Raw genomic sequence first — 21,887 nt, 5'->3', positions numbered from 1 at the left:
TAAGGATAGGAGATCGTTTTAATGTTTAAAGAAAGACGGGTAGACCCAGATGCCCTACTGGCCACTATTGAAAAGGAAGGACAGGGAAAACTGACTGTTTTTCTTGGTGCCGCAGCTGGTGTGGGTAAGACCTATGCTATGTTGGAGGACGCCTGGGAAAGGTTGTCCGAAGGTGTAGATGTTGTTATCGGTTGGGTGGAAACCCACGGAAGAGCTGAGACGGAGGCCCTTGTTAGAGGCCTTCCCGTCGTTCCTCCAAGACAAATGGAATACCGGGGTAAAGAGTTCCAGGCGATGGACCTAGATGCCCTGCTGGCCCGTAAACCTGCAATTGCCCTGGTGGATGAATTGGCCCATATCAATATACCAGGGTCCCGTCATGCCCGACGGTATCATGATGTTCAAGAACTGCTGGCTGCGGGGATTAATGTTTATACCACCATCAATATTCAGCATCTGGAAACTCTAAATGATGTGGTGGCTCAAATTACTGGCGTTACCGTTAGAGAAACCGTTCCGGACAGAATTCTGGAACAAAATGCGCAAATTCAATTGATTGATCTCCGACCGGAAGAATTAATTCAGCGACTAAAGGACGGTAAGGTCTATATACCCGGGCAGGCTGAGGAGGCCAGGCGGATGTTCTTTAGAACGGGCAATATTAATGCTCTAAGGGAACTGGCCCTACGGTATACTGCAAAAAGGGTAGACCGTCAACTGGAATCTTACATGCGAGTGCACGGTATTGCCGGGCCCTGGCCCACTGGTGAAAAAATATTAGTTTGTATCAGTGCCAGTCCTTTCTCCGCCCAACTGATTCGAATAGGAAGAAGAATGGCAGAGGGCTTGCAAGCGGAGTGGATGGCTGTCTATGTGGATACTCCACGGCGCTTTCCTGTAAGTGAGGAAGAAAAGGATCAACTGGCTAAGAATTTGCACTTGGCTGAGGAATTAGGAGCAGAAACTATAAACCTAACAGGTAATGATGCAGCAGAAGAGTTACTGGAACTGGCCCGTAAGAGAAATATTTCCCAGATTATCCTTGGAAAGCCCCTTTATTCAAGACTTTGGGAACTAATGCACGGCTCGGTGGTAGATAAGGTTATTAGGATGAGTGATGGAATGAGTGTTCACGTTATTCCAGGAAACCCAAAATTGCTTCAAAAACGCCAAAAGGTACAACAACCTGCCCAGGAACCGACCAGGAATTTGTCCTTTTTTCTTACCTATCTAACTTTGTTATTAATCGTTATGGCTCTAACACTGGTAGCTTCATCTTTAAAAGAGGAACTGGGGGTAGTTAATATTGCCATGCTTTATTTGTTGCCGGTTCTTCTTAGTGCTGTAAGATGGGGCACCCGCCCCTCAATCGCCACGTCCATAATGGCTATGATAGGTTTTGACTTCTTTGTGGTGCCACCCACCTTTAGCTTAACGGTTGCCGATATACGCCATGTCATTACCTTTGGCATATTCCTGGTGGTGGCTCTTTTTACCAGTCGTTTATCTACCCGTCTTAGACAACAGGTAATCAACTCCCGTCGCCGGGAGGCCAGGGTTTCTGCCCTTTACTCTTTAAGCAAGGAGATAGCGGCGGTGGCGGAGTTAGAACCTGTTCTGGAAAGCATTGTAAAAAAGGTTGCAGAAACCATTGAAGGTCAGGTTGTGCTTCTGTTACCGGATCGAGACAAGAAGTTAGAGCTTAAGGCAAGTTATATAACCGTAGAAAATAGTTTTTTTAATGCAAATGAGCACGCAGTGGCCGACTGGGTTTTCAGCCGGGGCCAAAAGGCTGGCAAAGGTACAGAGACCTTGAGTGCTGCTGAAGGGCTTTATTTACCCTTGCGAACAGATAATGAAATTAGAGGTGTATTGGGAATACGCTCAGGAGACCCTGATACCTATTTTGAACCGGAACAACTACGCCTACTGGAGGCCATTGCCGGAACATCCTCCATGGCCATAGCCAGGGTTAAGCTGGCTGAACAGGCCAGAGAAGCCCAAACACTGGCAGAGTCTGAACGCTTACGTAGTGCCTTATTTAATTCTTTGTCCCATGATTTAAGGACGCCCCTGGCTTCCATACTTGGTGCAGTTTCCGGACTGCTGGAAAGTGACGAGGTTTATACCAAGGAGGCCAGGCGGGATCTGCTGCAAAGCATTCAGCAGGGTGCACTGCGCATGAGCCGCTTTGTCCATAACCTTTTACATATGGCCAAGTTGGAAGGTGGCCTGGTCCAGCCCAATAAAGAATGGTGTGATTTACAAGATATAGTTGGTGTTGCCATTAGCTCCTTGGAGAAATCATTAGGGGACAGGTCCGTTAATATCAAAATTAATAACGACCTCCCCTTAGTAAAAGTGGATTTTACATTGATTGAACAGGTAATTGTTAACCTATTAGATAATGCGTTAAAATACTCTGAATCTGGTACCGAGATTACCATTTCAGCCCTTCAAAATGAAAAGGAAATTGAAATAACCATAGCAAACCAAGGACCGAAAATTCCAGAGGAAGACATGAAACGGATTTTTGATAAATTTTACCGTTTACAATCACCCAGACTTGTTAGTGGCACAGGACTAGGCTTAGCCATTTGTAAGGGCTTTTTGGAAGCTCACGAGGGTAAAATTTGGGCAGCCAATAGGCAGGGTGGAGGAGTAGAGATGATATTTACCTTACCCTTAGAAAATCAGCCAACAGTAAACGATAGGTTAGTTTACAAAGGAGAACTATGAAAAGTAAAGGGGCACGCATTATGGTTATTGACGACGAAAGTCAAATTCAAAAACTACTGAGGGTGGCATTAACTAGTCATGGTTATGAAGTGGCAGAAGCGGCCACTGGTCAACAGGGACTTAGTGAAGCTACCACCTTTCGTCCAGATATAATAATATTAGATTTGGGTCTGCCGGATATGGATGGATTGGAAGTAATGACCCGTTTAAGGGAATGGACCAAGACACCTGTAATCATCTTATCGGCAAAAGAGCAGGAGAAGGATAAAATAATAGCACTGGATGCCGGCGCCGATGATTATCTGACTAAGCCCTTCGGCATGGGCGAACTATTAGCTCGCATCAGGACCGCCATGAGACATTCTGTGAAGGTCACAGATGAACCGGTGTTAAAGTTTGATGATTTAGTAATAGACCTAGCCCACAGAAAGGTTTTAGTTCAGGGTGAAGAAGTTAAGCTAACCCCTACAGAGTACGATTTAATTAAGAACTTAGCCATTCATGCAGGAAAGGTTTTAACCCACAAGCAGTTATTGATTGCCTGTTGGGGTCCAACCTATGAAAATGACACACACTATCTACGCGTTTTCATAGGACAGCTTCGTAGGAAAATAGAGGCAAACCCGACCCGGCCCCGTCATATAATCACAGAGCCCGGAGTGGGGTATCGGTTAGTATAGTATACTTATGATGCGACAGAAAAGTCTGGTAAGCAGGTTAACAGATTCAAATCTTTTGGTCTGTTTTTAATGTATTATATTATTATGGGGTTGTTGGTGATAGAGGATACGGCATTATACAAGGCTATGGTGTAGAAGGTGCTCATGTAAGAAAGATTATTCGCTACCGCCCAGGATGGCAATCTGATGGCTTAAAGCCCAAAGCCCCTGACTCATGGCCATTTCCCAGATTGAACAAGCGGGAATGGACACCGGTTAATATCCTGTGCTACATTATTAGAGAATAATTATAAAAGAAGGAATCTCTATGAATTTACTAACAGTTGAAAATATCTCAAAGAACTTTGGCGTTAAGGAAGTATTAGACAACATTTCCTTTGGCATCTCGGAAGGGGAAAAGATTGGCCTGGTGGGCATAAATGGCACGGGAAAATCAACTTTGTTAAAGGTGTTGGCTGGCAAGGAACCGGTTGATGCCGGCAAAATCACCATGATAAGTAACCTACAGGTGGAATATCTTCCCCAGGATCCTCTCTTTGATGAATCTGCCACGGTGCTGCAGCAGGTTTTCAGGGGACAATCGCCGGTTATGAAACTACTTCTGGAATATGAAAAGACCATGGATATGTTAAATTGCCAACCAAACAGTAAAGAACTGCAAGATAAACTTCTTGTCTTGGGGCAGAAAATGGATGAGCTGGATGCCTGGCACCTGGAGAATGAAGCAAAGACCGTGTTAACCAAACTGGGCATCGCTAACTTTAATGACCCCATTGAAGTTCTGTCCGGAGGCCAAAGAAAAAGGGTTGCCTTGGCCGGTGCCCTGATAAACCCTGCGGATTTTTTAATTCTGGATGAGCCTACCAACCATATTGATAATGGAACAGTTGCCTGGTTGGAACAGTACTTACACAAACGCAAAGGTGCCCTGCTGATGATTACCCATGACCGTTATTTCCTTGATCGAGTGGTCAATAACATCTGGGAATTAGACAATGGTAAGGTTTACCGCTATGAGGGAAACTACAGCACCTATCTGGAAGCAAAGGCGGTCAGGGAAGAGCAGTTGGAGTCTTCGGAAAGAAAAAGACAAAACATTCTAAGAAAGGAATTGGCCTGGATTCGGCGGGGGGCCAAGGCCAGAAGCACCAAGCAAAAGGCCAGAATTGATCGTTTTGAAAAGCTGCAGGAAAAAGTATTTGAAAGCAATACGGACAAATTAGAAATTTCCATCGAAGCCTCACGCCTGGGCAAAAAAGTCGTTGAATTAGAACATGTTAACAAAGACTTCGGGGGGAAAAATTTAATTAAAGATTTTAACTATATTTTCACTAAGGATGAGCGGGTAGGAATTATTGGTCCCAATGGCAGCGGCAAAACAACCTTACTGAACATAATAGCCGGCAGATTAAGTCCCGATAGCGGCCAGGCAGAACATGGCCCAACGGTGAAAATCGGTTATTTTGCTCAGGAAAACCAGGCAATGGACAGGGATATCCGGGTCATTGACTATATCAAAGAGGCAGCCGAATATTTGCCGACCTCAGATGGTGGGCTAATCAGTGCCTCACAAATGTTAAATCGTTTTTTATTTCCGCCCAGGGTTCAATGGACACCCATTTCCGACCTCTCCGGTGGGGAAAAAAGAAGGCTCTATTTATTAAGGATTTTGATGGAATCTCCCAATGTGCTGCTTTTTGATGAACCAACCAACGACCTGGATATTCAAACCTTGACCATCCTTGAAGATTATTTGGATAATTTCCCTGGCACCTTAATTGTGGTTTCCCACGACCGCTACTTTCTGGATCGAACCATCGAAAACATCTTGGCCTTTGAAGAAAATGGCAAGATCCGAAACTTTGTGGGAAATTATTCTGATTATCAGGATTTTATTGAAAACCTGCCCCAAGAACCAGCAGTAGACAGGAAACCGCCAACCCCTAAAACCATCGAACCTCAGGCCCAGGAAAAAGCCAAACCCCTAAAGTTTACCTATAAAGAACAGAAGGAATATGAGCAAATTGACGATATTATCGCCGAGACAGAGGTGGAACTGGCAGAAATAAATAATAAAATTAACCAGGCCGGCAGCAATTATGAGTTATTGCAGGAACTGATAGAGAAGCAAAAGGGATTGGAACTTCGGTTAGAAGAATTAATGGATCGTTGGGCCTATTTAAATGAACTGGCCGAAGAAATAGAAAAACAAAGTCGACGCTAAGAATAAAATGTTAAGGGGACTGTTGCACAATGAACCAGTGGTTCTAGTACAAACAGTCCCTTTCTATTGACTAAATTAGGGATTCTTCTCCTGGCTGTTCATTCGAATTTTATCTAGCAGCATCACCTTTACCGGCTTCATTAATGATACCTTTGGTCGTTTATTTACAGATGGCTTGATATGCTGGATAACTTCATTAATCTCACAATCTAAGTAGGTACAGATACGATCCAGTATTTCCATCGAAAGATATTTATTTTTTTTAATTTTGGCAATTGTTGTGGGGCTTAGGGAGAGTGCTTTTTGCAAATCCGCTTTTTTAATGCCACGCAACATTAACTGCAGCATTAAAGGTTTATAAGAAAACAATGATACCAACTCCAGAAAGTATTTTGGATACGAGATATTTCTTGCTAAAATTGCGATTAGCTAGTATAATTCTACATAAAGTTGTAGTTTTTGTCAAAACAAATAAAGGAGGATATTTTCTGTGGCAGTTAATTTACAAAAGGGCCAAAAGGTTGATTTGACAAAGGGTAGAGCAGGTCTTTCTAAGGTTGTTGTCGGTCTTGGTTGGGACACCAATAAATTTGATGGACCAGACTTTGATTTGGATGCTTCTGCCTTCCTTCTCAGTGAAAACGGCAAATGCACCAGTGCCGATGACTTTGTGTTTTACAATAACCTCATGCACAAAAGCGGTTCTGTTCAACATATGGGGGACAACCTTACGGGTGATGGTGATGGTGACGACGAACAAGTAACCATTGATTTGAGCAAGGTTCCGGCAAACGTACAGAAGATAGCGATTACTGTAACCATCCACATGGCCCGTGAACGGGGACAAAACTTTGGTCTGGTATCCAATGCTTTCGTGCGTGTGGTTGATGACGCCAACGGTGCAGAATTGCTTCGTTACGACCTAAGTGAGGATTACAGTGTCGAAACTGCCCTCGTGTTTGCAGAACTGTATCGTCATGGTGCAGAGTGGAAGTTTGCTGCAGTTGGACAAGGTTTTAATGATGGACTGCAAGGGCTGGTGCGACTTTACGGTTTAGATGCATAAAGAAGGGAGTTAGCTAGTTTGATTAACTTACAAAAGGGTCAAAAAATTGACTTAACCAAAACGAACCCTGGTCTAACAAAAATAACGGTCGGTCTTGGCTGGGACCCCATTAAAAGCGGCGGCGGCGGTGGTCTTTTAAAATCACTTTTTGGCGGCGGTGGCGGTGGTGCCAACATTGACTGCGATGCTTCCGTTTACATGTTAGATGCTAATCAAAAGTTAAAGAAAAAGGACCATCTTATTTATTTTGGCAACAAGAAAAGCTCATGTGGCTCCATTCAGCACATGGGGGACAACCTAACCGGTGAAGGTGATGGTGACGACGAACAAATTAATGTGGATCTCTCAAGGGTTCCTGCTGACGTTCATCGTCTAGTGTTTGTGGTCAATATCTACCAATGTGTTCAACGGAAACAACACTTCGGCATGATCCAAAACGCCTATATCCGTGCGGTAAACAGTGCCAACGGTCAGGAAATCTGCAAATTTAACCTATCCCAGGGATACGATGGAAAAACAGCGCTCATCCTTGGCGAGGTATATCGACATAATAGTGAATGGAAATTTGCTGCCACTGGCGAGGCAACCAATGACACTGGTCTTGAAACCTTGACCAGACGATATATGTAATAATATAAAAACAATATGGGAGGTAATTAATTTGATTTCTCTTGCTAAAGGTCAAAAGATAGATTTAACGAAAACCAATCCTGGGCTAACCAAAATTTTTATTGGACTTGGTTGGGACACCAATAAATATGATGGCGGTAATGAATTCGATTTAGATGCCGTCGCCTTTTTGGTAAAAGAAGACGGTAAGGCTTCTGGCGACGGTGCCTTTATCTTCTACAACAATCGGCAAGATCCCTCTGGTTCTGTGGTTCTTTCCGAGGACAACCGTACTGGCGAAGGTGATGGTGATGATGAATCCTTAACCGTCAATCTAGCCACTGTTCCTGCTGATGTTGCAAAGATTGCTATTTGCATTAACATCCACGAAGCTGCTGCTCGCAATCAGAACTTTGGACAAGTTTCCAACGCCTATGTTCGTGTAGCCAACAACGAAACAAACGAGGAACTTATGCGCTACGATCTGGGCGAAGATTACTCCGTCGAAACAGGTATCGTTGCTTGCGAAATCTACCGTCATAATGGCGAGTGGAAATTCAATGCAGTGGGCAGTGGTTTCCAAGGTGGACTGGCCTCCTTGGCTGAAACTTACGGCTTAAGCGCAGGCTAGATTTAACAATTAAATATGTGAGAAGGGGTGCTTCGTGCACCCCTTCTTAAAGTCATAAAAAATATAGGAGTGATAATTCTTGAGTTTTTCTGGCATAAAAGGTTTTTTTAACAGTACAAAGAGTACCCTGCTCGATTCGGTTAAACGTTTCAAAAACAAAGAATTTTTGGATGCTGTAATAGCAGGCTGCGCCCTAGTGGCTGCCGCTGATGGACACATTGATTCGGCAGAAAAGACCAAAATGTTAGGCTATATTCAAAGAAGTGAAGAACTAAAAGTATTCGATACTTCAAAGGTAATTGAAAGATTTAACCATTTTACGGAAAACTTTGGTTTTGACCATACCATTGGTAAGGCAGAAGCATATAAAGCAATCATGAAAATGCGATCTAACAGAGAGGCAGCTCGCGTGGTTGTAAGCGTTTGCTGTGCCATTGGGATGGCTGATGGAAATTTTGACGAACAAGAAAAAGCGGTCGTTAGAGATATCTGTCGTGAAATTGGCATCGAGACCTCGGAATTCCAACTGTAAGACCTAGATTTTTAAGGAGGCATTTACTTTAGTGGAAGCTACAACGTTTTTATCTGGGCTTATCGCCAACTATGGACACTTTTTCAACCTAGCAGAAATTCAGAGGGTTCTCACCGACCCGGTGAGTTGGGGAATTATTTTTTGGCTAATCATTTTAGAAGGTCTCCTTTCCTGTGATAATGCATTGGTTTTAGCTGTGCTGGTTAATAAACTACCCAAACATCAACAAAAGAAAGCCTTGCTTTATGGTATTTGGGGCGCTTATTTTTTCCGCTTTGTGGCAATCGGACTGGGAACCTATTTAGTTAAGATAACCTGGGTTCAAATAGTCGGTGCTGGTTACTTATTGTGGATGGCAGGGAAGTTCTTCCTATCTAAATCGAATACGGAAGGTGAAGGCGAAGAGGAGCAAGAAACAAAGGTTAGCGGTTTCTGGATAAAATTAGTTGGTCCTTTTTGGGCCACTGTAATCACCGTTGAGATGATGGACATAACATTCAGCGTGGATAGTATTCTGGCAGCCTTTGCCCTGAGCAATGAAGTATGGGTTCTTTTTGTTGGAGGACTATTGGGTATTCTCATGATGCGGGGCGTTGCCACTGTCTTTATTAAACTACTGGATAAATACCCTGAATTAGAAGCCTCAGCCTATGTGCTGATCGCTTTAATCGGTGCAAAACTGATGGGTCAGGCCTTTGGATATCATGTATCCCACACCATCTTCTTCTCCGTTATGGCGTTGGTAATTATTGGTACCATTGTACTACATTACATTCGTGAAGGTGGTAAAAAGGCTGCATGATCTATTTTGATTATCTGAGCATCGAACAGAAAGAAGAAATGTTCTACATTTCCCCGGCAGATTGCTCATTGGCTACAGATAAAAATATTTTGGCCCACGCCTTAGGTGCAACCCTTTATATGCCTGGTACGGCTAATCGGTCAATTAGTAAGGTCATTAATAATGAAATTCCGGGACTTACTTCCACCGTTCTTTGCCTTGAGGATGCTGTGGATGATCGAGAGGTTGAAGCTGCAGAGCAAAATCTTGCTCTGCAGCTTGGGACGATGCTTTCATTTAAAGGACAGGGGAGTTCGCTCCCCTTAATCTTTATCAGGATTCGCAATGTAGAGCAATTGAAAAGACTGACGAAAACACTGGGTGAGGCAATGAATGTCTTAACTGGCTTTGTCTTTCCAAAATTTGATACGACTTCAGGATTTGAGTATTTTGAACACTTGGTAGAGGTTAATAAGACTACTGAAAAAACCATCTTCGGTATGCCCATTTTGGAGGGGCCATCGGTCATTCATCTGGAGTCAAGGTCAGAAACCTTGCTAAATATTAAATCTTTGCTTGATCAGTATAAAGAACTCGTTCTTAATGTACGCATGGGTGCCACCGATTTATCCGGGTTATATGGACTTAGAAGGAGTCCGGAGTTAACCATTTATGACATTTCAGTCATAAGAGATTTTATTGCCAACCTGGTCAATGTATTTGGTAAGCCCCAGGACGGCTACGTGATTTCCGGCCCGGTCTGGGAATATTTTAGCAGCAATACCAGGCTGTTAAAACCACAGCTAAGACAAACGCCCTTCCAAGAGCAATTTGGCGGGGAAGGGAGCAGGATTCGTTTAGACCTGTTAGACAGATATATCGATGGTCTTTTACACGAGGTAATGTTGGATAAAGCAAACGGATTGATTGGTAAAACAGTTATTCACCCCTCTCACATCCTACCCGTGCAGGCTATGTATGCCGTTACACACGAAGAGTACTGTGATGCCAAGGACATCTTAGCCAACGGTGGAAATGGCGGCGTAACCAAGAGTGTTTACGGTAATAAAATGAACGAAGCCAAACCACATACCAATTGGGCAAGAAAAATTATGACACTTTCAAAAATATATGGAGTGCTGAATGAAAGATATGACCACACAAGTATCATTTACGCAGGAGAGAAACTACAACGTGCTCGATAGCCTCTCGGTCGGTATAAGGGTAGAGGAAAATCCCTACTCCTTACCGCCCGAGAGCATTTTCTCAATGGCAGCTAGAAATAACCCCAAGAGAAGTTTCTTATTTGTCAGTAAGCTAATTGGCAAACATATACCCGTATTGCCACATATTCCCTTGATTACTGGTTTTTTATTAGCAACTAGAATTGCGGAATGGATGGGGCTTAAAATTGACCAAGGCAAAATCAACGAAGCGGCAACTATTTTAGCCTCCCCTGCCAATCTTGATTTTTATTGTTCGCCCTATCCGTTTCCTAATAAAGCATTATTCATTGGTTTTGCTGAAACTGCCACAGCCCTAGGCCATACTGTTTTTAACAATTTCACTGGCAATGTTAATTTTCTTCATACAACGAGGGAGGATCTCAAGGGTACGGATGATACCATCTATTTTACCGAAGACCACTGCCATGCGCCCGACCAGCGTTGCCTAATTTGTGATACCGATATGGTTAAGGATAATGACTTGTTCGTGTTGATTGACGATGAAATTACTACAGGTAATACCTGTCTGAATATTATAAGAAATATACAAAAGAGATATCCACAAAAACGCTATGCCATTTTAACGATTTTAGATTGGCGTTCGGAAGAAGCAATCTCTCGATACAGCCAATTTGAAAAGGAACTAGGCATAAAAATTCAGGTGCTCTCCTTACTAAAAGGTCAATTCCGGCATTGGGGAAAATCTCCGGTGATTAACACAGCCCCGCTGGTTATGGAAAAGGATCTTCCCGATGTAAAAAATGTACATGAAAAAATGGCTTATGGGATCGACACAATCTCCCCGGATGGCTTTAAAGCCACCTATCTTGGCTATACCGGCCGCTTTGGGATCAATGCGAAAAAGAACAACCAGGCATTGATTGAGGCAAAGAGAATTGGTTTGAAACTTTCGCAAATGAGAAAAGGGAAGAAAACTTTGTGTCTGGGTACCGGAGAATTTATGTATATCCCTTTCTTAATCGCCAATTTTATGGGGGATGGGGTAATGGTGCAGTCCACTACCCGCAGTCCGGTTCATCCACATGCTAGAAATAACTACGCGGTAAAACATGCCATATCCTTTGAAGATCCCTTTAGGCCCGGCATTAAAAACTTTATCTATAATATTCCGCCTAATGGTTATGAGGAAGTGTTCGTCTTTTGGGAAAGACGAGTTGATGCTGAACAAGTGGCTCCATTCATTAAAGCACTCAAAAAACTTGTCATAGAAAATATTGTATTTGTGTATTTTGGTGTCTGATCTGGGAGGTGTTTTTATAAATACTGCTAATAAGAGTAAAGCATACGGTTGTTTCAAGAACTACCCAAAGGTTCCCAGTCCAGAACCCCTTGGCAGTTACCCCATTGGCGATGCAATTTTTCTTTTAAAAGATATTGCACCATACATTCAAGAACAAGGTAATGAAGAACGAGAGAGAGCCATGCAAAGTGGGCGGCACTACTCAGAAATGCTGCCCATTGAATATGAGCCAAGCCAAGAGTACATTGAACTATTCCATCAATCCCTGAGGGAGAATGGCCCTAGATTGGCCCTAGCCACCGCCATTGTTTCTGAAAATATTTTAATCAAGAGGGGTCAAGGGGTGGCATTGGTGTCCTTGGCCAGGGCTGGAACGCCCATCGGTGTTTTGATTAAAAAATATATCCATCAGTTCTACGGCATTGCCGCCCCACATTACAGTATCTCCATTATTCGTGATAAAGGGATCGATAAAAATGCCCTTGCCTATATCCTGCAAAACCACCCTGGCTGCGAGATTCAGTTTATCGATGGCTGGACGGGTAAAGGTGCCATTACTTTGGAATTAATTAAATCCGTTACTGCGTTTGAAAAGGAATTTAACATGGTTCCTGATACAATTAGTAAGGAACTGGCTGTGCTGGCGGACCCTGGTTATTGTGCCAATATCTTTGGCACAAGGGAGGATTTTTTGATTCCCAGTGCCTGCCTAAACTCCACTGTATCCGGATTAATGTCCCGCACTGTTTATAGGGATGACCTTTGCGGTCCCTTTGATTTTCATGGTGCAAAATTCTATCGGCAACTTCTGGCTAAAGATTTATCAAACTACTTTGTTGACTCTATATCCGGTTACTTTGCAGATGCCCAAAAAAAAGCACGAAAAATACTTCAAAACAACCCCTCAACTGGTATGGATGATACGCCTGCTTGGATTGGTAAAAAAGAAACCACCAAGGTTCAAGTTGAGTTTGATATTAAAAATATCAACTATGTTAAGCCTGGGGTAGGGGAAACAACAAGGGTTCTCCTGCGCCGGATACCGTGGAAAATACTGGTCAAAGACATCAATAGCCCGGATGTCAAACACGTACTGCTATTGGCAGAGGCCCGAGGGGTTCCGGTGGAAGAGTATCCCGAACTGAGTTACTCCTGCTACGGACTGATAAAAAACCTGGAGGATGCTAAATGATCTTTGCCAGCGACTTAGACCGTACCATTATTTACTCAGATAAGTTCCTCAGGGACTTCTCCGGAGAAGTTGTAGCCGTTGAATATGGTAAATACAACTCTTATATGACCAAACCTGCCAGCCAATTATTAAAAATAATAAACCGTGAAATCACCTTTGTTCCTTGTACCACCAGGACGATTGAACAATACCAACGGATTCAATTTTTTCAAAGGGAAGTAACTCCTAAATATGCGGTGGTAAGCAACGGGGCCAACCTTTTAGTAGATGGTAACCTAGACCTAGACTACCAAAAAAGCATCGCCCAAGCTTTAGTAAATAATTGTCTGGCCAGTGAAGATATTCTTAAAGAATTTGATAAGTTGAACTGTGGCAATTGGACCCAGCCAATGAGACATGCAGATGGAGTTTTTCACTACTGCATTATTGAGCGGGATAAGGCCCCTTGGCAAGAATTAAATTTTTTCAAAAAGTGGGCAGAGGATCAAAGGTGGGAAATGTCCATCCAAGGTCGAAAACTATATCTAGTACCTTGTGTTATCAATAAGGGGGCAGCACTAAGGATCATTTCCGAAAGGATTGGAGAAGCAGCAATTTTCAGTGCTGGTGACTCTTTGCTGGATATTCCCCTAATAAAAGAAGCTCAGTATCGGATTTCACCCGCCCATGGAGAACTGTTTGAACAGTGTAGTTCCGAAAAAGAATGGAAATTTACAAAGGCATCCGGAATACTTGCCGGGGAAGAAATTCTCCAGCAAGTATATCACATGGTCTGCGGCAGTGATAATTAGAATGATTCCTGTCGTGTGCTTATTAACTTGCCAAAAGTGAGGTTTTAAATATGAAGTATCAGATATTATACCAAGGTGCATATCCATTAGTACAAGTTAATTTAGAACAGGGAGAAACAATTAAAGCAGAATCAGATGCCATGGTTGGTATGTCTACCACCGTAGATGTTGAAGGAAAAATGGACGGAGGCTTCTTAGGGGGACTTGCCCGAATGGTAGCGGGGGAAAGTTTTTTCTTTCAAACACTAACTGCCCGCAGGGGACCTGGGGAGGTACTTTTAGCACCGGCCATCCCTGGGGACTTACTGGATGTTGAGCTAGATGGTACCTACAGCCTAGTGGTTCAAAAGGATGGGTTTTTAGCAGGTTCTGCGGGTCTGCAAGTATCTACCAAGATGCAAAACCTTTCCCAAGGCCTCTTCTCGGGAGAAGGTTTCTTTGTGGTAAAGGTTAGCGGAAAAGGAGTCGTATTTATTAACACCTATGGCAGCATCCATGTCATTAACTTAGATCCAGGTCAATCCTTCATCGTGGACAATAGCCACTTGGTTGCTTGGCCTGATTATATGCATTACACCATTGAAAAGGCATCACAGGGTTGGATCTCCTCTTTTACGTCTGGCGAGGCTCTAGTCTGCAGATTCACAGGGCCTGGTCCTGTTATTATCCAAACAAGAAACCCACGAGGCTTTGGTAGCTGGATCAGAAGATTCCTGCCCAACTCAAGAAGTTCTTAATTCCTTAACGTAGGTTAACTACTAAAGATAAGGGGTGATTCTCATGTCTCTGACCGTAATGAAAGGGCAAAAGACGGATCTTACAAAGAGGTATCCTGGTCTTTCGCAAGCCGTTATTGGAATGGGTTGGCAAACAAATCAGACTGGCATTGAAATTGATGGTGCAGCTTTTATGCTTCAACAAGATGGAAAATGTAGAAGCGATGAAGATTTTATCTTTTACGGTAATCCAAAGGGACGTGGTGGTGCGGTATCAGTAGAAAACACTAACACACCGGATAAAGCACAACTAGTCGTAAATCTTAGGCAAGTTCCCACGGATGTACAGAAAATTGCCTTTACCCTAACGATTTATGAGGGTCCCAAAAGAGGTCATAGCTTTGGACAAGTGCCTCAAGTTTACATAAGATTAATGAATCAGGGAAAAGAAGAAATTTTACGTTTTAATGTGGAGCAAGGCTTCCATTCCGAAACAGCCATCGTCGTTGCAGAAATCTATCGGCATAATGGGGAGTGGAAATTCAATCCCATTGCCATGGGCTATCAAGGTGGCTTGGCTGCCTTGTGTGGTGGTTTTGGTATTGCGGTATCTGATCAACCAGCAAACCAGGCCCAGAAAGAATCGGCACCAACCATCGATCTACCAAAACCGCCGGCGGAGCAGCCAAAGCAAAAACTCAATCTATCTAAGATTGAACTTAAAAAGAAAGGTGATAAGATCAGCCTTGAGAAAAAGGCCAACAACCAATTAGGGGAAATCTTAATCAACCTAAACTGGAATCAAAAATCTGGCAAGCCCACTGGTTTATTGGGTTCGATCTTTGGTGGCAGGAGCAGTGGCGTTGACTTAGATCTTGGCTGTTTAATAGAAATGAGAAACGGTGATAAAGGAGTAATCCAAGCACTGGGAAAAAGCTTTGGCAATTATCATGGCTTCCCATACATCTCATTGGATGGGGATGACAGAACCGGAGCAGCTTCAGCAGGCGAAAACTTGAGAATAAATGGCGACCACATACCGGAATTCAAGAGAATCCTCGTCTTTGCTTTCATCTATGATGGCGTTGCCAACTGGGCGGAAGCAGATGGTATTGTAACCATTAAGCAACCGGGGGGGCCGGACATCGTGGTAAGAATGGATGAACACGATAATCGGAAAATCATGTGTGCCATTGCCCTCATCGAAAACGTCAAGAACGAGACCTTTAGCATTGAACGTATTGTGCGCTACTTCTCTGGACACTCGGAAATGGATAAAGCATTTAAGTGGGGTCTCCGGTGGAAAGCGGGATCCAAGGATTAAGATAGCAATCGGGTGCTCTGACAAGGGGATTCCGGTTCTTTAAAAGGAAAAAGGATCGGCCCAAGGAATTGCTTCTCTGTGTCAGATACATGCGTGGATGAATGTACGAAGAGACGGGAGATGTGAAGCGGTCCGGCAAGGATGATCCAGCCATTTATGCCGCAGACCCGAGACTTGAGGATGTTGCTGCGAGGCTGGGACTAAAACAAAAAATTTCCAAGGGGGGTAATTTTATATGTTTAACGAAGTGGAAGGTGCATCCCGTAGATTACCTGTTTATCTACTCCTAGACCGTTCCGGTTCCATGTTTGGAGAACCCATCGAGTCTGTTAAACAGGGTGTTAAGTACATGATTTCTGAACTGAAAAAAGAACCCCAGGCCATTGAGACAGCATTTATATCGGTGATCACCTTTGCCAGCGATGCCAGGCAAGATATACCATTGACCGAATTAACCTCCTTTAAAGAACCACTCCTTGAAGCCAACGGAACTACCGCTTTGGGTGAAGCTCTGTCCATTTTAAATCAATGCCTGGAAACCGAAGTGCGTAAATCCACACCCACCCAAAAGGGTGACTATAAACCTCTCGTATTCATTATGACAGACGGAGAGCCAACCGACAACTGGGAAAACATCGCCCAAGAAATCAAGAAAAAAGCAGGTAAACTCGCCAATATCGTTGCGGTTGGTTGCGGTCCCCATGTGAACAAGGATACCCTTAAGAAGATTACTGAGATTGTTTTAATAATGACTTCATACCAGCCGGATGACTTCAGACAGTTCTTCCGCTGGGTTTCTCAATCGGTTAAACAAGCTAGTATTAAATTCACCAAAGATAGCGATCAACCAACAAACTTATCTGCACCTCCTCCGACTATTCAAATCATTCCCTAACCTTTAAGCATAGGGCCTCTTGCAGCAGCAGGGGGCCTCCTTGATATTAGGAGGTGAAGTTGTGGATTTAAAGAAGCATTTTAAAGATTCAGTAAAACTAGAGGAAATACGCAACCTTCTAGTAAAAAAATTAGATTTCTCCATTTTAGAATCGAAGGATAGTATCATCATTCAGGCCAAGGACCCAGAGCAGCAACAATTAATTGATCGATTTAATGCAGGGCAAATTGATATGAACCAATTTTTAGTTGAGGCAAAGAAAAAATTTACTTGCCATGATCATTCAGTAAGGATCATAAATAAATGGGGAACGACTCAAGGCATAATGGTTGGTGAAACAACACATCCGCTGAGACCCATAGAGGTTAGAATAAATGGCATAAAATTATTTCTTCACCCAATAAAATCAAACCAAGAACCGGAAAGCCAAGTACCACAGAGGCCAGAGGAAGTAACGCCTCAGTGGAAGAACCTTGAGCCAACGGATAAGGAAGATTGGGTAGAAATCGAAGAGTCCGGCTACCAGGAAAGAAAAGATGGCTGGGCAGTGGCTGCAGCCAGCCGTAGGGGTAAGACACATGCCCATGAAGGAAGTCACAGGGACGATTCCTTTGACTTCGGGTTTCAAAATGGCTGGAGCATCCTAGCAGCAGCAGATGGGGCAGGTTCCTATCGCCTATCCCGAGTAGGAGCTAAAATGGCTTGCAGCATGGCGGTTGAGCACCTTAAGGCCTACCTAGAGAATTTTATCATAGAAGAAAATGAAGGTTCAGCGATACCAAAGGAATCTGATCTTTTACAAATAAAACGGTTTCTTATCGAGACCGTACAACGGATTATTCAATCTGTAAAAGATGAAGCAAACAAGAGAAGCGTCACCTTCGACCTACTATCCACTACCATTCTAATAGCAATTCACCACCACTGGCAGGGAAAAAATATGGTAGCAAGCATCCAAATTGGTGATGGGCTAATTGCTATCTGGCACGGAGGTAGTAATGTTTCTATTTTAGGGAAAGCGGATAGCGGGGTTTTTGCCAGCGAAACAAAATTTATTACTACCAAGGGTATTGAAAATGAGTTGGAACACAAAGTATTCTTCGCAATAAAGCCCGCTGTAGATGCCATAGCTGTGATGACCGATGGGGTGTCCGATGATTTTTTCCCCCCGGAAACCATTATGCCGAAGATGTTTGAAAGTGTCTATCAAGAGCTTATTGGCTCGGCAAAACCCAACGAGAATCTGCTCAAATGGCTATCTTACGAACGCAGGGGTTCCTTTGATGACAGAACGATGGTGATTCTCCACAGGAGGTAATACCCATGGCAAAAAATAAAAACAAGCTCATGGCAAAGTTGGCCGATGGTACGAGGGTAGCGTATTTACCTGAAATCATTGGGGAGGGTAGTGAAGGAGTTGTTCATTTCACTGCCGACAGAAAATCTGTTATCAAGTTCTATAAGGATGACGACGATCTCAGGGACCCTGAAAGAATGGAACGTATTATTAATATCGTGGAAAAGTACAACCCCACCTTGGATACCCGATCCGGTGAATATTGGAAAAAACTTTATTGCTGGCCAGATGGTCTTGTGGTATCACCCAAGCTTGGTGTTCGGGTGCCCATTTATCCTAAGAATTTCTTTACCAATGACGGAACAGAGAAAAAATTGAGTTGGTTTGTCAATCCCAAAAGCCGCAAACTGATACCCCAAGAAGAAAGGGGAACCTGGCTAGGCCATTTACAAATGGCTATCACCATGGCTCGATCAACAAGACGCCTTCACTCAGCGGGGCTAGCCCACTCCGATCTCTCTTACAATAACTTTCTAGGGGACCCTGTTAACGGCATGACTGTCATGATTGATCTTGACGGACTTGTGGTACCTGGGCTACACCCCCCTAAAATTGCCGGCACCCCGGGATTAATTGCGCCAGAGGTCATCATGGGGACTGCTGAGCCTTCTATTCGGACGGATCTTCATGCTCTGGCTGTACTGATTTACCAAACATTAATGTTTCGACATCCTCTGAGGGGTCCCAAGGTCAACTCCACCGTATCTGCAGAAGAAGATGAAAAGCTATCAATGGGTAAAAATGCCCTTTTCATAGAGCATCCCTTAAATAAATCCAATCGGCCCAAGGGGCTAGCAACTGGTTATGAATGCTTAGGTCCCTATCTTTCTGAATTAATCACCCAGTCCTTTGTTTCTTCGCTCCATATGCCGGATAACCGGCCAACAGCAATGGATTGGGAAACTGCCTTAGTGAGAACTACGGACTTAATTTATCCTTGTGGCTGTGAAATGAAATGGTTTGTCTTGTCTAAATCCACAAATTATACATGCCCCTTCTGTAAACAAAAGCCCCGAGCACCCTATGTTCCATCACTGCATTTTTACAGGGAGCAGCCTGGAAAACCGGGTAATTTTTTGAATGAAAAACACCGTTTAGTGGTGTGGCATGGCTTATATCTATACAAATGGCACGTATTTGACAATATTTGGCCGGGGGAGAATGTAGATAAAACTCCTCAGGGATACTTTGTGTATCATAATTACGAATGGTATCTCTATAATATCGAAATGAATTTAACGATTATTGATAATGGCCTACACAGAAATGTTGCCAAGGGTCAATATGTTAAACTTATAGAGGGCTTACAGCTTAGACTTTCTTCCGACCCCCGAGGACGTCTGCTGCTAACGCAGTTTCTTAAGGTTTAAAGGATGGTGGGTACAATTAATTTACAAGATCAAATTAACCAACTGCAACCAAAGGGTTATCTTAAACTTCGTCCGGGGGAGTATGAAGGGCCGGCCATTCTTAACCATTCAGCAATTATCGAAGGTAACAACACAACCATTTGGTCAAGAACGGGTCCGGTTGTGCGGGTCAACTGTCGAGGGGTTGTGCTTAAAAACCTGCAGGTAGAGGCTACCCAAGGTCAAACGAAAGAGATTTGTCAAGCGGCTATCATGACTGACCCTAAATACGGTACCCTCATAGAAAATGTGGAGGTAAAAGGGAAGGTAGTTGGGTTCGGGGAAGAATCAGATGATTGGGATTACCCCTTATCGCTAAATTTTGGCAAGTTGCCCCATGGCCAAACTCTCCATTTTAAAATGAGGTTACGATTACCGGTTCGTTGTAAGCTTATATCTAAGATCGCTGGAATTAAATTTGAACCAGAAGATATAGGCCCTGGACTTTCTGAGACAACAATTAAGATTGAACCACTACTGGAGAATTCGATTATTTGTGGAAGTTTTTTGATGGTTTCTAAATTTATTCGAAGAATTGCTGTTAGTAGTACGGTCAATGGAATTCAAGGTCGCGATATCCGTAACGGACAAATCATCTGGCCACCAAAGGGAACGGCAAATGAAAATTTTATTGCTTCGCAGCCTAACAAACTAAGTACGGAGATGCTACAAGAAGTGCAGCAAAATACACACCCTAAGCAGTTAAAAAAAGGTCATCGGATTGATCTGGTTGCAGAAAACTCCCCAACCAAAATTACCTTTGAGTTGGGGTGGAAAAGTAGGATAAGCGACCATATCGAAGTTGATGTAGTTGCCTTCCTGCTGGGAGAAAGAGAAAAGGTTCTGAAAGATGAGGATTTTATCTTCTATGGTAACCGCAGGACGATGGATGAAAGTCTGGAGTTGCTTGGCCCCAATTCTGCAGAGGGTATAAATGAGAGGATAATTATTGATTTCTCAAAGATCCATCCGGAACAGCAAAAGATTATAGTTGCACTGGCGGTCTATCAAGGAAAAGAGAGACGGCAAGGCTTTGCTCAAATGTCCCGGGTTTTTATCAAAGCAAAAGACGCTGCCGTTGGCAAAGAATTATTTTGTTTTGAAATGAACGACCAGACAATGCTTGAAACAACGTTAATAGCAGCAGAAATTTATAGATATAAAGGGAAATGGAAGTTTGCTGCGGTTGGCTCCGGCTACCGTGAAGATTTAGCTTATTTGTGCCGTAAATACGGTTTAGAAGTAAAGGATTAATTGTTAACGTCTAATAAGATGATCAAGGTGTTTACTGCGGTTTTTAGTTATTTTAAAAATATCTAGGCGTTGTGTGATCATCATCTTAAGAACGAAGGACGTTACCAATGCGATTGCTAGAGTCTCACTCACAATTATCACCTGCCTATGCTGTCGTTACCTATATTATGCTTTGATCGGTCATAAGGTCATGTAGCAAACACCAAAAAAGACAAGGGATTATATACCAACCCGAAGCCTTTACTTCATAACTTCGCCAAGTTAACAGAATAAATATGTAATTTTTGAGCTTAAGTAAAGGCACACCCATTCGTTTTGGTGTGCCTTTTAAATTCCTTCATTTGTTACTTCTCTTCCGGCACCTTGTCCTGAGACCCCGGCAATCCAGGTGCTGGTTCTACAATGGGACGATTAATAATATAGCGGTGGGCAAACATGCCGGCAGAATGAAGCAGCTTACTGAAGGGAAATACTAGCATAAGTAATTGCACCAAAAGGATGTGAATCATTAAAGCTGGCTTACTCATTACTTCCATTTCACTGGTAATAGGAGCAAGGGTGATTAATCGGGCAACATAATCACGAACCGGTTCATAATGAATTCCCCACTGGGGAACAAAGCGCATTAGGTTACCGGCTAGAACGATACCGATTAAGAGCAGCAGCAGCATATAATCACTGGGGGCTGATATGATTCTAACCTCATTCATACTTAGCCTACGGTATAAGAGATAGAGCAAAGAAATCAGCAGCACCATACCAAAAAAAGTTCCCATCAAGGTTGACAGTAATTCGCTGGTTTCCTCAGAGGTAAGTCCGATATAAGCAAATTGTCTGCCTAGTAATCCAATACCCAGTACATGACCCGCCAGTATCAAAAACAAAGACATGTGCATAATCCAGGCCCCAGCCCAAAGAGCTCGATCACTTTTAAAGAGGCTGCTGAAAAAAGTGGCTTCTTTGACAATGTTCAGGATGGCACCTGCCTCTGTAGTAGGTGCCGGGGTTAAAGTTATAGCATGGACGATACGAGCATTGGCCCATCTGCCCAGTCTGTAAAGCAGGCCAATGACGAAAACTGTTATGGAAATATAGGGCAGCACCTGCATAATAAAATAAGTGATCATTGCTCGAATTCCTCCTTTATTGAAAAAAGGGCTGCAACGGATTCATATTTTGTTAGCTATTTTCTTGTCTCTC

General features: G+C 43.2%; 20 protein-coding genes. 18 read left to right on the top strand and 2 right to left on the bottom strand.

Annotated features, from left to right (window positions below; translation table 11 throughout):
- Nucleotides 1-21 precede the first annotated feature (21 nt).
- From V6C11_RS08615 to V6C11_RS08605, 3 genes are all read left to right on the top strand, one after another.
- Nucleotides 22-2,739, top strand: a complete 2,718-nt coding sequence (locus V6C11_RS08615; RefSeq protein ID WP_333530734.1) for a sensor histidine kinase KdpD — start codon at nt 22-24, stop codon at nt 2,737-2,739.
- Nucleotides 2,736-3,419 (top strand): response regulator, encoded by a 684-nt coding sequence (locus V6C11_RS08610; protein ID WP_333530733.1) that lies wholly within the window; start codon nt 2,736-2,738, stop codon nt 3,417-3,419. The genes V6C11_RS08615 and V6C11_RS08610 overlap by 4 nt, the downstream gene beginning before the upstream one ends.
- 307 nt (nt 3,420-3,726) lie before the next feature.
- On the top strand, nt 3,727-5,643 hold the full coding sequence (locus V6C11_RS08605) for an ABC-F family ATP-binding cassette domain-containing protein (RefSeq protein ID WP_333530732.1): 1,917 nt from the start codon (nt 3,727-3,729) through the stop codon (nt 5,641-5,643).
- Nucleotides 5,644-5,718: 75 nt separating this feature from the next.
- Here the strand turns inward: V6C11_RS08605 and V6C11_RS08600 are convergent, their stop codons facing one another.
- Complete coding sequence (locus tag V6C11_RS08600) at nt 5,719-6,012, bottom strand: helix-turn-helix domain-containing protein (RefSeq protein ID WP_333530731.1); 294 nt, start codon at nt 6,010-6,012, stop codon at nt 5,719-5,721.
- A gap of 121 nt (nt 6,013-6,133) precedes the next feature.
- Between V6C11_RS08600 and V6C11_RS08595 the strand changes: the two genes are divergently transcribed.
- The 15 genes from V6C11_RS08595 (at nt 6,134) to V6C11_RS08525 (ending at nt 20,687) form a co-directional block, all read left to right on the top strand.
- A complete protein-coding gene (locus V6C11_RS08595; RefSeq protein ID WP_333530730.1) occupies nt 6,134-6,709 on the top strand; it encodes a TerD family protein in 576 nt (191 codons plus the stop codon).
- Nucleotides 6,710-6,727: 18 nt separating this feature from the next.
- Nucleotides 6,728-7,339, top strand: coding sequence for a TerD family protein (locus V6C11_RS08590; RefSeq protein ID WP_333530729.1), 612 nt, complete (start codon nt 6,728-6,730; stop codon nt 7,337-7,339).
- Between the two features lie 31 nt (nt 7,340-7,370).
- Nucleotides 7,371-7,949: a TerD family protein gene (locus V6C11_RS08585; RefSeq protein WP_333530728.1), complete on the top strand. Its 579-nt coding sequence runs from the start codon at nt 7,371-7,373 to the stop codon at nt 7,947-7,949.
- Nucleotides 7,950-8,028: 79 nt separating this feature from the next.
- On the top strand, nt 8,029-8,481 hold the full coding sequence (locus V6C11_RS08580; RefSeq protein ID WP_333530727.1) for a tellurite resistance TerB family protein: 453 nt from the start codon (nt 8,029-8,031) through the stop codon (nt 8,479-8,481).
- Nucleotides 8,482-8,512: 31 nt separating this feature from the next.
- Entirely contained in the window at nt 8,513-9,283 is a 771-nt protein-coding gene (locus tag V6C11_RS08575) for a TerC family protein (RefSeq protein WP_333530726.1), read from the top strand.
- On the top strand, nt 9,280-10,467 hold the full coding sequence (locus tag V6C11_RS08570; protein WP_333530725.1) for an HpcH/HpaI aldolase/citrate lyase family protein: 1,188 nt from the start codon (nt 9,280-9,282) through the stop codon (nt 10,465-10,467). The genes V6C11_RS08575 and V6C11_RS08570 overlap by 4 nt, the downstream gene beginning before the upstream one ends.
- The gene (locus V6C11_RS08565; RefSeq protein ID WP_333530724.1) at nt 10,406-11,749 is read left to right on the top strand and encodes a phosphoribosyltransferase family protein; all 1,344 of its coding nucleotides are present in this window, start codon (nt 10,406-10,408) and stop codon (nt 11,747-11,749) included. The genes V6C11_RS08570 and V6C11_RS08565 overlap by 62 nt, the downstream gene beginning before the upstream one ends.
- Entirely contained in the window at nt 11,742-12,941 is a 1,200-nt protein-coding gene (locus V6C11_RS08560; protein ID WP_333530723.1) for a cysteine protease StiP family protein, read from the top strand. Before V6C11_RS08565 ends, V6C11_RS08560 begins: the two co-directional genes overlap by 8 nt.
- On the top strand, nt 12,938-13,732 hold the full coding sequence (locus tag V6C11_RS08555) for an HAD family hydrolase (RefSeq protein ID WP_333530722.1): 795 nt from the start codon (nt 12,938-12,940) through the stop codon (nt 13,730-13,732). The genes V6C11_RS08560 and V6C11_RS08555 overlap by 4 nt, the downstream gene beginning before the upstream one ends.
- 50 nt (nt 13,733-13,782) lie before the next feature.
- Complete coding sequence (locus V6C11_RS08550) at nt 13,783-14,469, top strand: TIGR00266 family protein (RefSeq protein WP_333530721.1); 687 nt, start codon at nt 13,783-13,785, stop codon at nt 14,467-14,469.
- A 43-nt stretch (nt 14,470-14,512) separates the two neighbouring features.
- The gene (locus V6C11_RS08545) at nt 14,513-15,772 is read left to right on the top strand and encodes a TerD family protein (RefSeq protein WP_333530720.1); all 1,260 of its coding nucleotides are present in this window, start codon (nt 14,513-14,515) and stop codon (nt 15,770-15,772) included.
- 235 nt (nt 15,773-16,007) lie between these two features.
- The gene (locus tag V6C11_RS08540) at nt 16,008-16,667 is read left to right on the top strand and encodes a vWA domain-containing protein (RefSeq protein WP_333530719.1); all 660 of its coding nucleotides are present in this window, start codon (nt 16,008-16,010) and stop codon (nt 16,665-16,667) included.
- Between the two features lie 61 nt (nt 16,668-16,728).
- A complete protein-coding gene (locus V6C11_RS08535; RefSeq protein ID WP_333530718.1) occupies nt 16,729-17,985 on the top strand; it encodes a PP2C family serine/threonine-protein phosphatase in 1,257 nt (418 codons plus the stop codon).
- Nucleotides 17,986-17,990: 5 nt separating this feature from the next.
- The gene (locus V6C11_RS08530; RefSeq protein WP_333530717.1) at nt 17,991-19,394 is read left to right on the top strand and encodes a serine/threonine-protein kinase; all 1,404 of its coding nucleotides are present in this window, start codon (nt 17,991-17,993) and stop codon (nt 19,392-19,394) included.
- A 3-nt stretch (nt 19,395-19,397) separates the two neighbouring features.
- The gene (locus tag V6C11_RS08525) at nt 19,398-20,687 is read left to right on the top strand and encodes a TerD family protein (protein WP_333530716.1); all 1,290 of its coding nucleotides are present in this window, start codon (nt 19,398-19,400) and stop codon (nt 20,685-20,687) included.
- Nucleotides 20,688-21,031: 344 nt separating this feature from the next.
- Here V6C11_RS08525 and V6C11_RS08520 read toward each other — a convergent pair whose 3' ends face one another.
- A complete protein-coding gene (locus V6C11_RS08520; RefSeq protein ID WP_333530715.1) occupies nt 21,032-21,814 on the bottom strand; it encodes a respiratory nitrate reductase subunit gamma in 783 nt (260 codons plus the stop codon).
- Nucleotides 21,815-21,887 lie beyond the last annotated feature (73 nt).

The sequence above is a fragment of the Desulfotomaculum sp. 1211_IL3151 genome (assembly GCF_036763075.1).
Lineage (GTDB): Bacteria > Bacillota > Desulfotomaculia > Desulfotomaculales > Desulfotomaculaceae > Desulfotomaculum.
Note: the sequence above shows the minus strand (reverse complement) of the source record. Positions and strands in the feature narration are given on the sequence as shown.

Coding starts and splice junctions, on each gene's coding strand:
- V6C11_RS08525 (WP_333530716.1), top strand. CDS start 19,398: ATGGTGGGTACAATTAATTTACAAGATCAAATTAACCAACTGCAACCA.
- V6C11_RS08530 (WP_333530717.1), top strand. CDS start 17,991: ATGGCAAAAAATAAAAACAAGCTCATGGCAAAGTTGGCCGATGGTACG.
- V6C11_RS08520 (WP_333530715.1), bottom strand. CDS start 21,814: ATGATCACTTATTTTATTATGCAGGTGCTGCCCTATATTTCCATAACA.
- V6C11_RS08570 (WP_333530725.1), top strand. CDS start 9,280: ATGATCTATTTTGATTATCTGAGCATCGAACAGAAAGAAGAAATGTTC.
- V6C11_RS08555 (WP_333530722.1), top strand. CDS start 12,938: ATGATCTTTGCCAGCGACTTAGACCGTACCATTATTTACTCAGATAAG.
- V6C11_RS08545 (WP_333530720.1), top strand. CDS start 14,513: ATGTCTCTGACCGTAATGAAAGGGCAAAAGACGGATCTTACAAAGAGG.
- V6C11_RS08550 (WP_333530721.1), top strand. CDS start 13,783: ATGAAGTATCAGATATTATACCAAGGTGCATATCCATTAGTACAAGTT.
- V6C11_RS08565 (WP_333530724.1), top strand. CDS start 10,406: ATGAAAGATATGACCACACAAGTATCATTTACGCAGGAGAGAAACTAC.
- V6C11_RS08540 (WP_333530719.1), top strand. CDS start 16,008: ATGTTTAACGAAGTGGAAGGTGCATCCCGTAGATTACCTGTTTATCTA.
- V6C11_RS08610 (WP_333530733.1), top strand. CDS start 2,736: ATGAAAAGTAAAGGGGCACGCATTATGGTTATTGACGACGAAAGTCAA.
- V6C11_RS08605 (WP_333530732.1), top strand. CDS start 3,727: ATGAATTTACTAACAGTTGAAAATATCTCAAAGAACTTTGGCGTTAAG.
- V6C11_RS08615 (WP_333530734.1), top strand. CDS start 22: ATGTTTAAAGAAAGACGGGTAGACCCAGATGCCCTACTGGCCACTATT.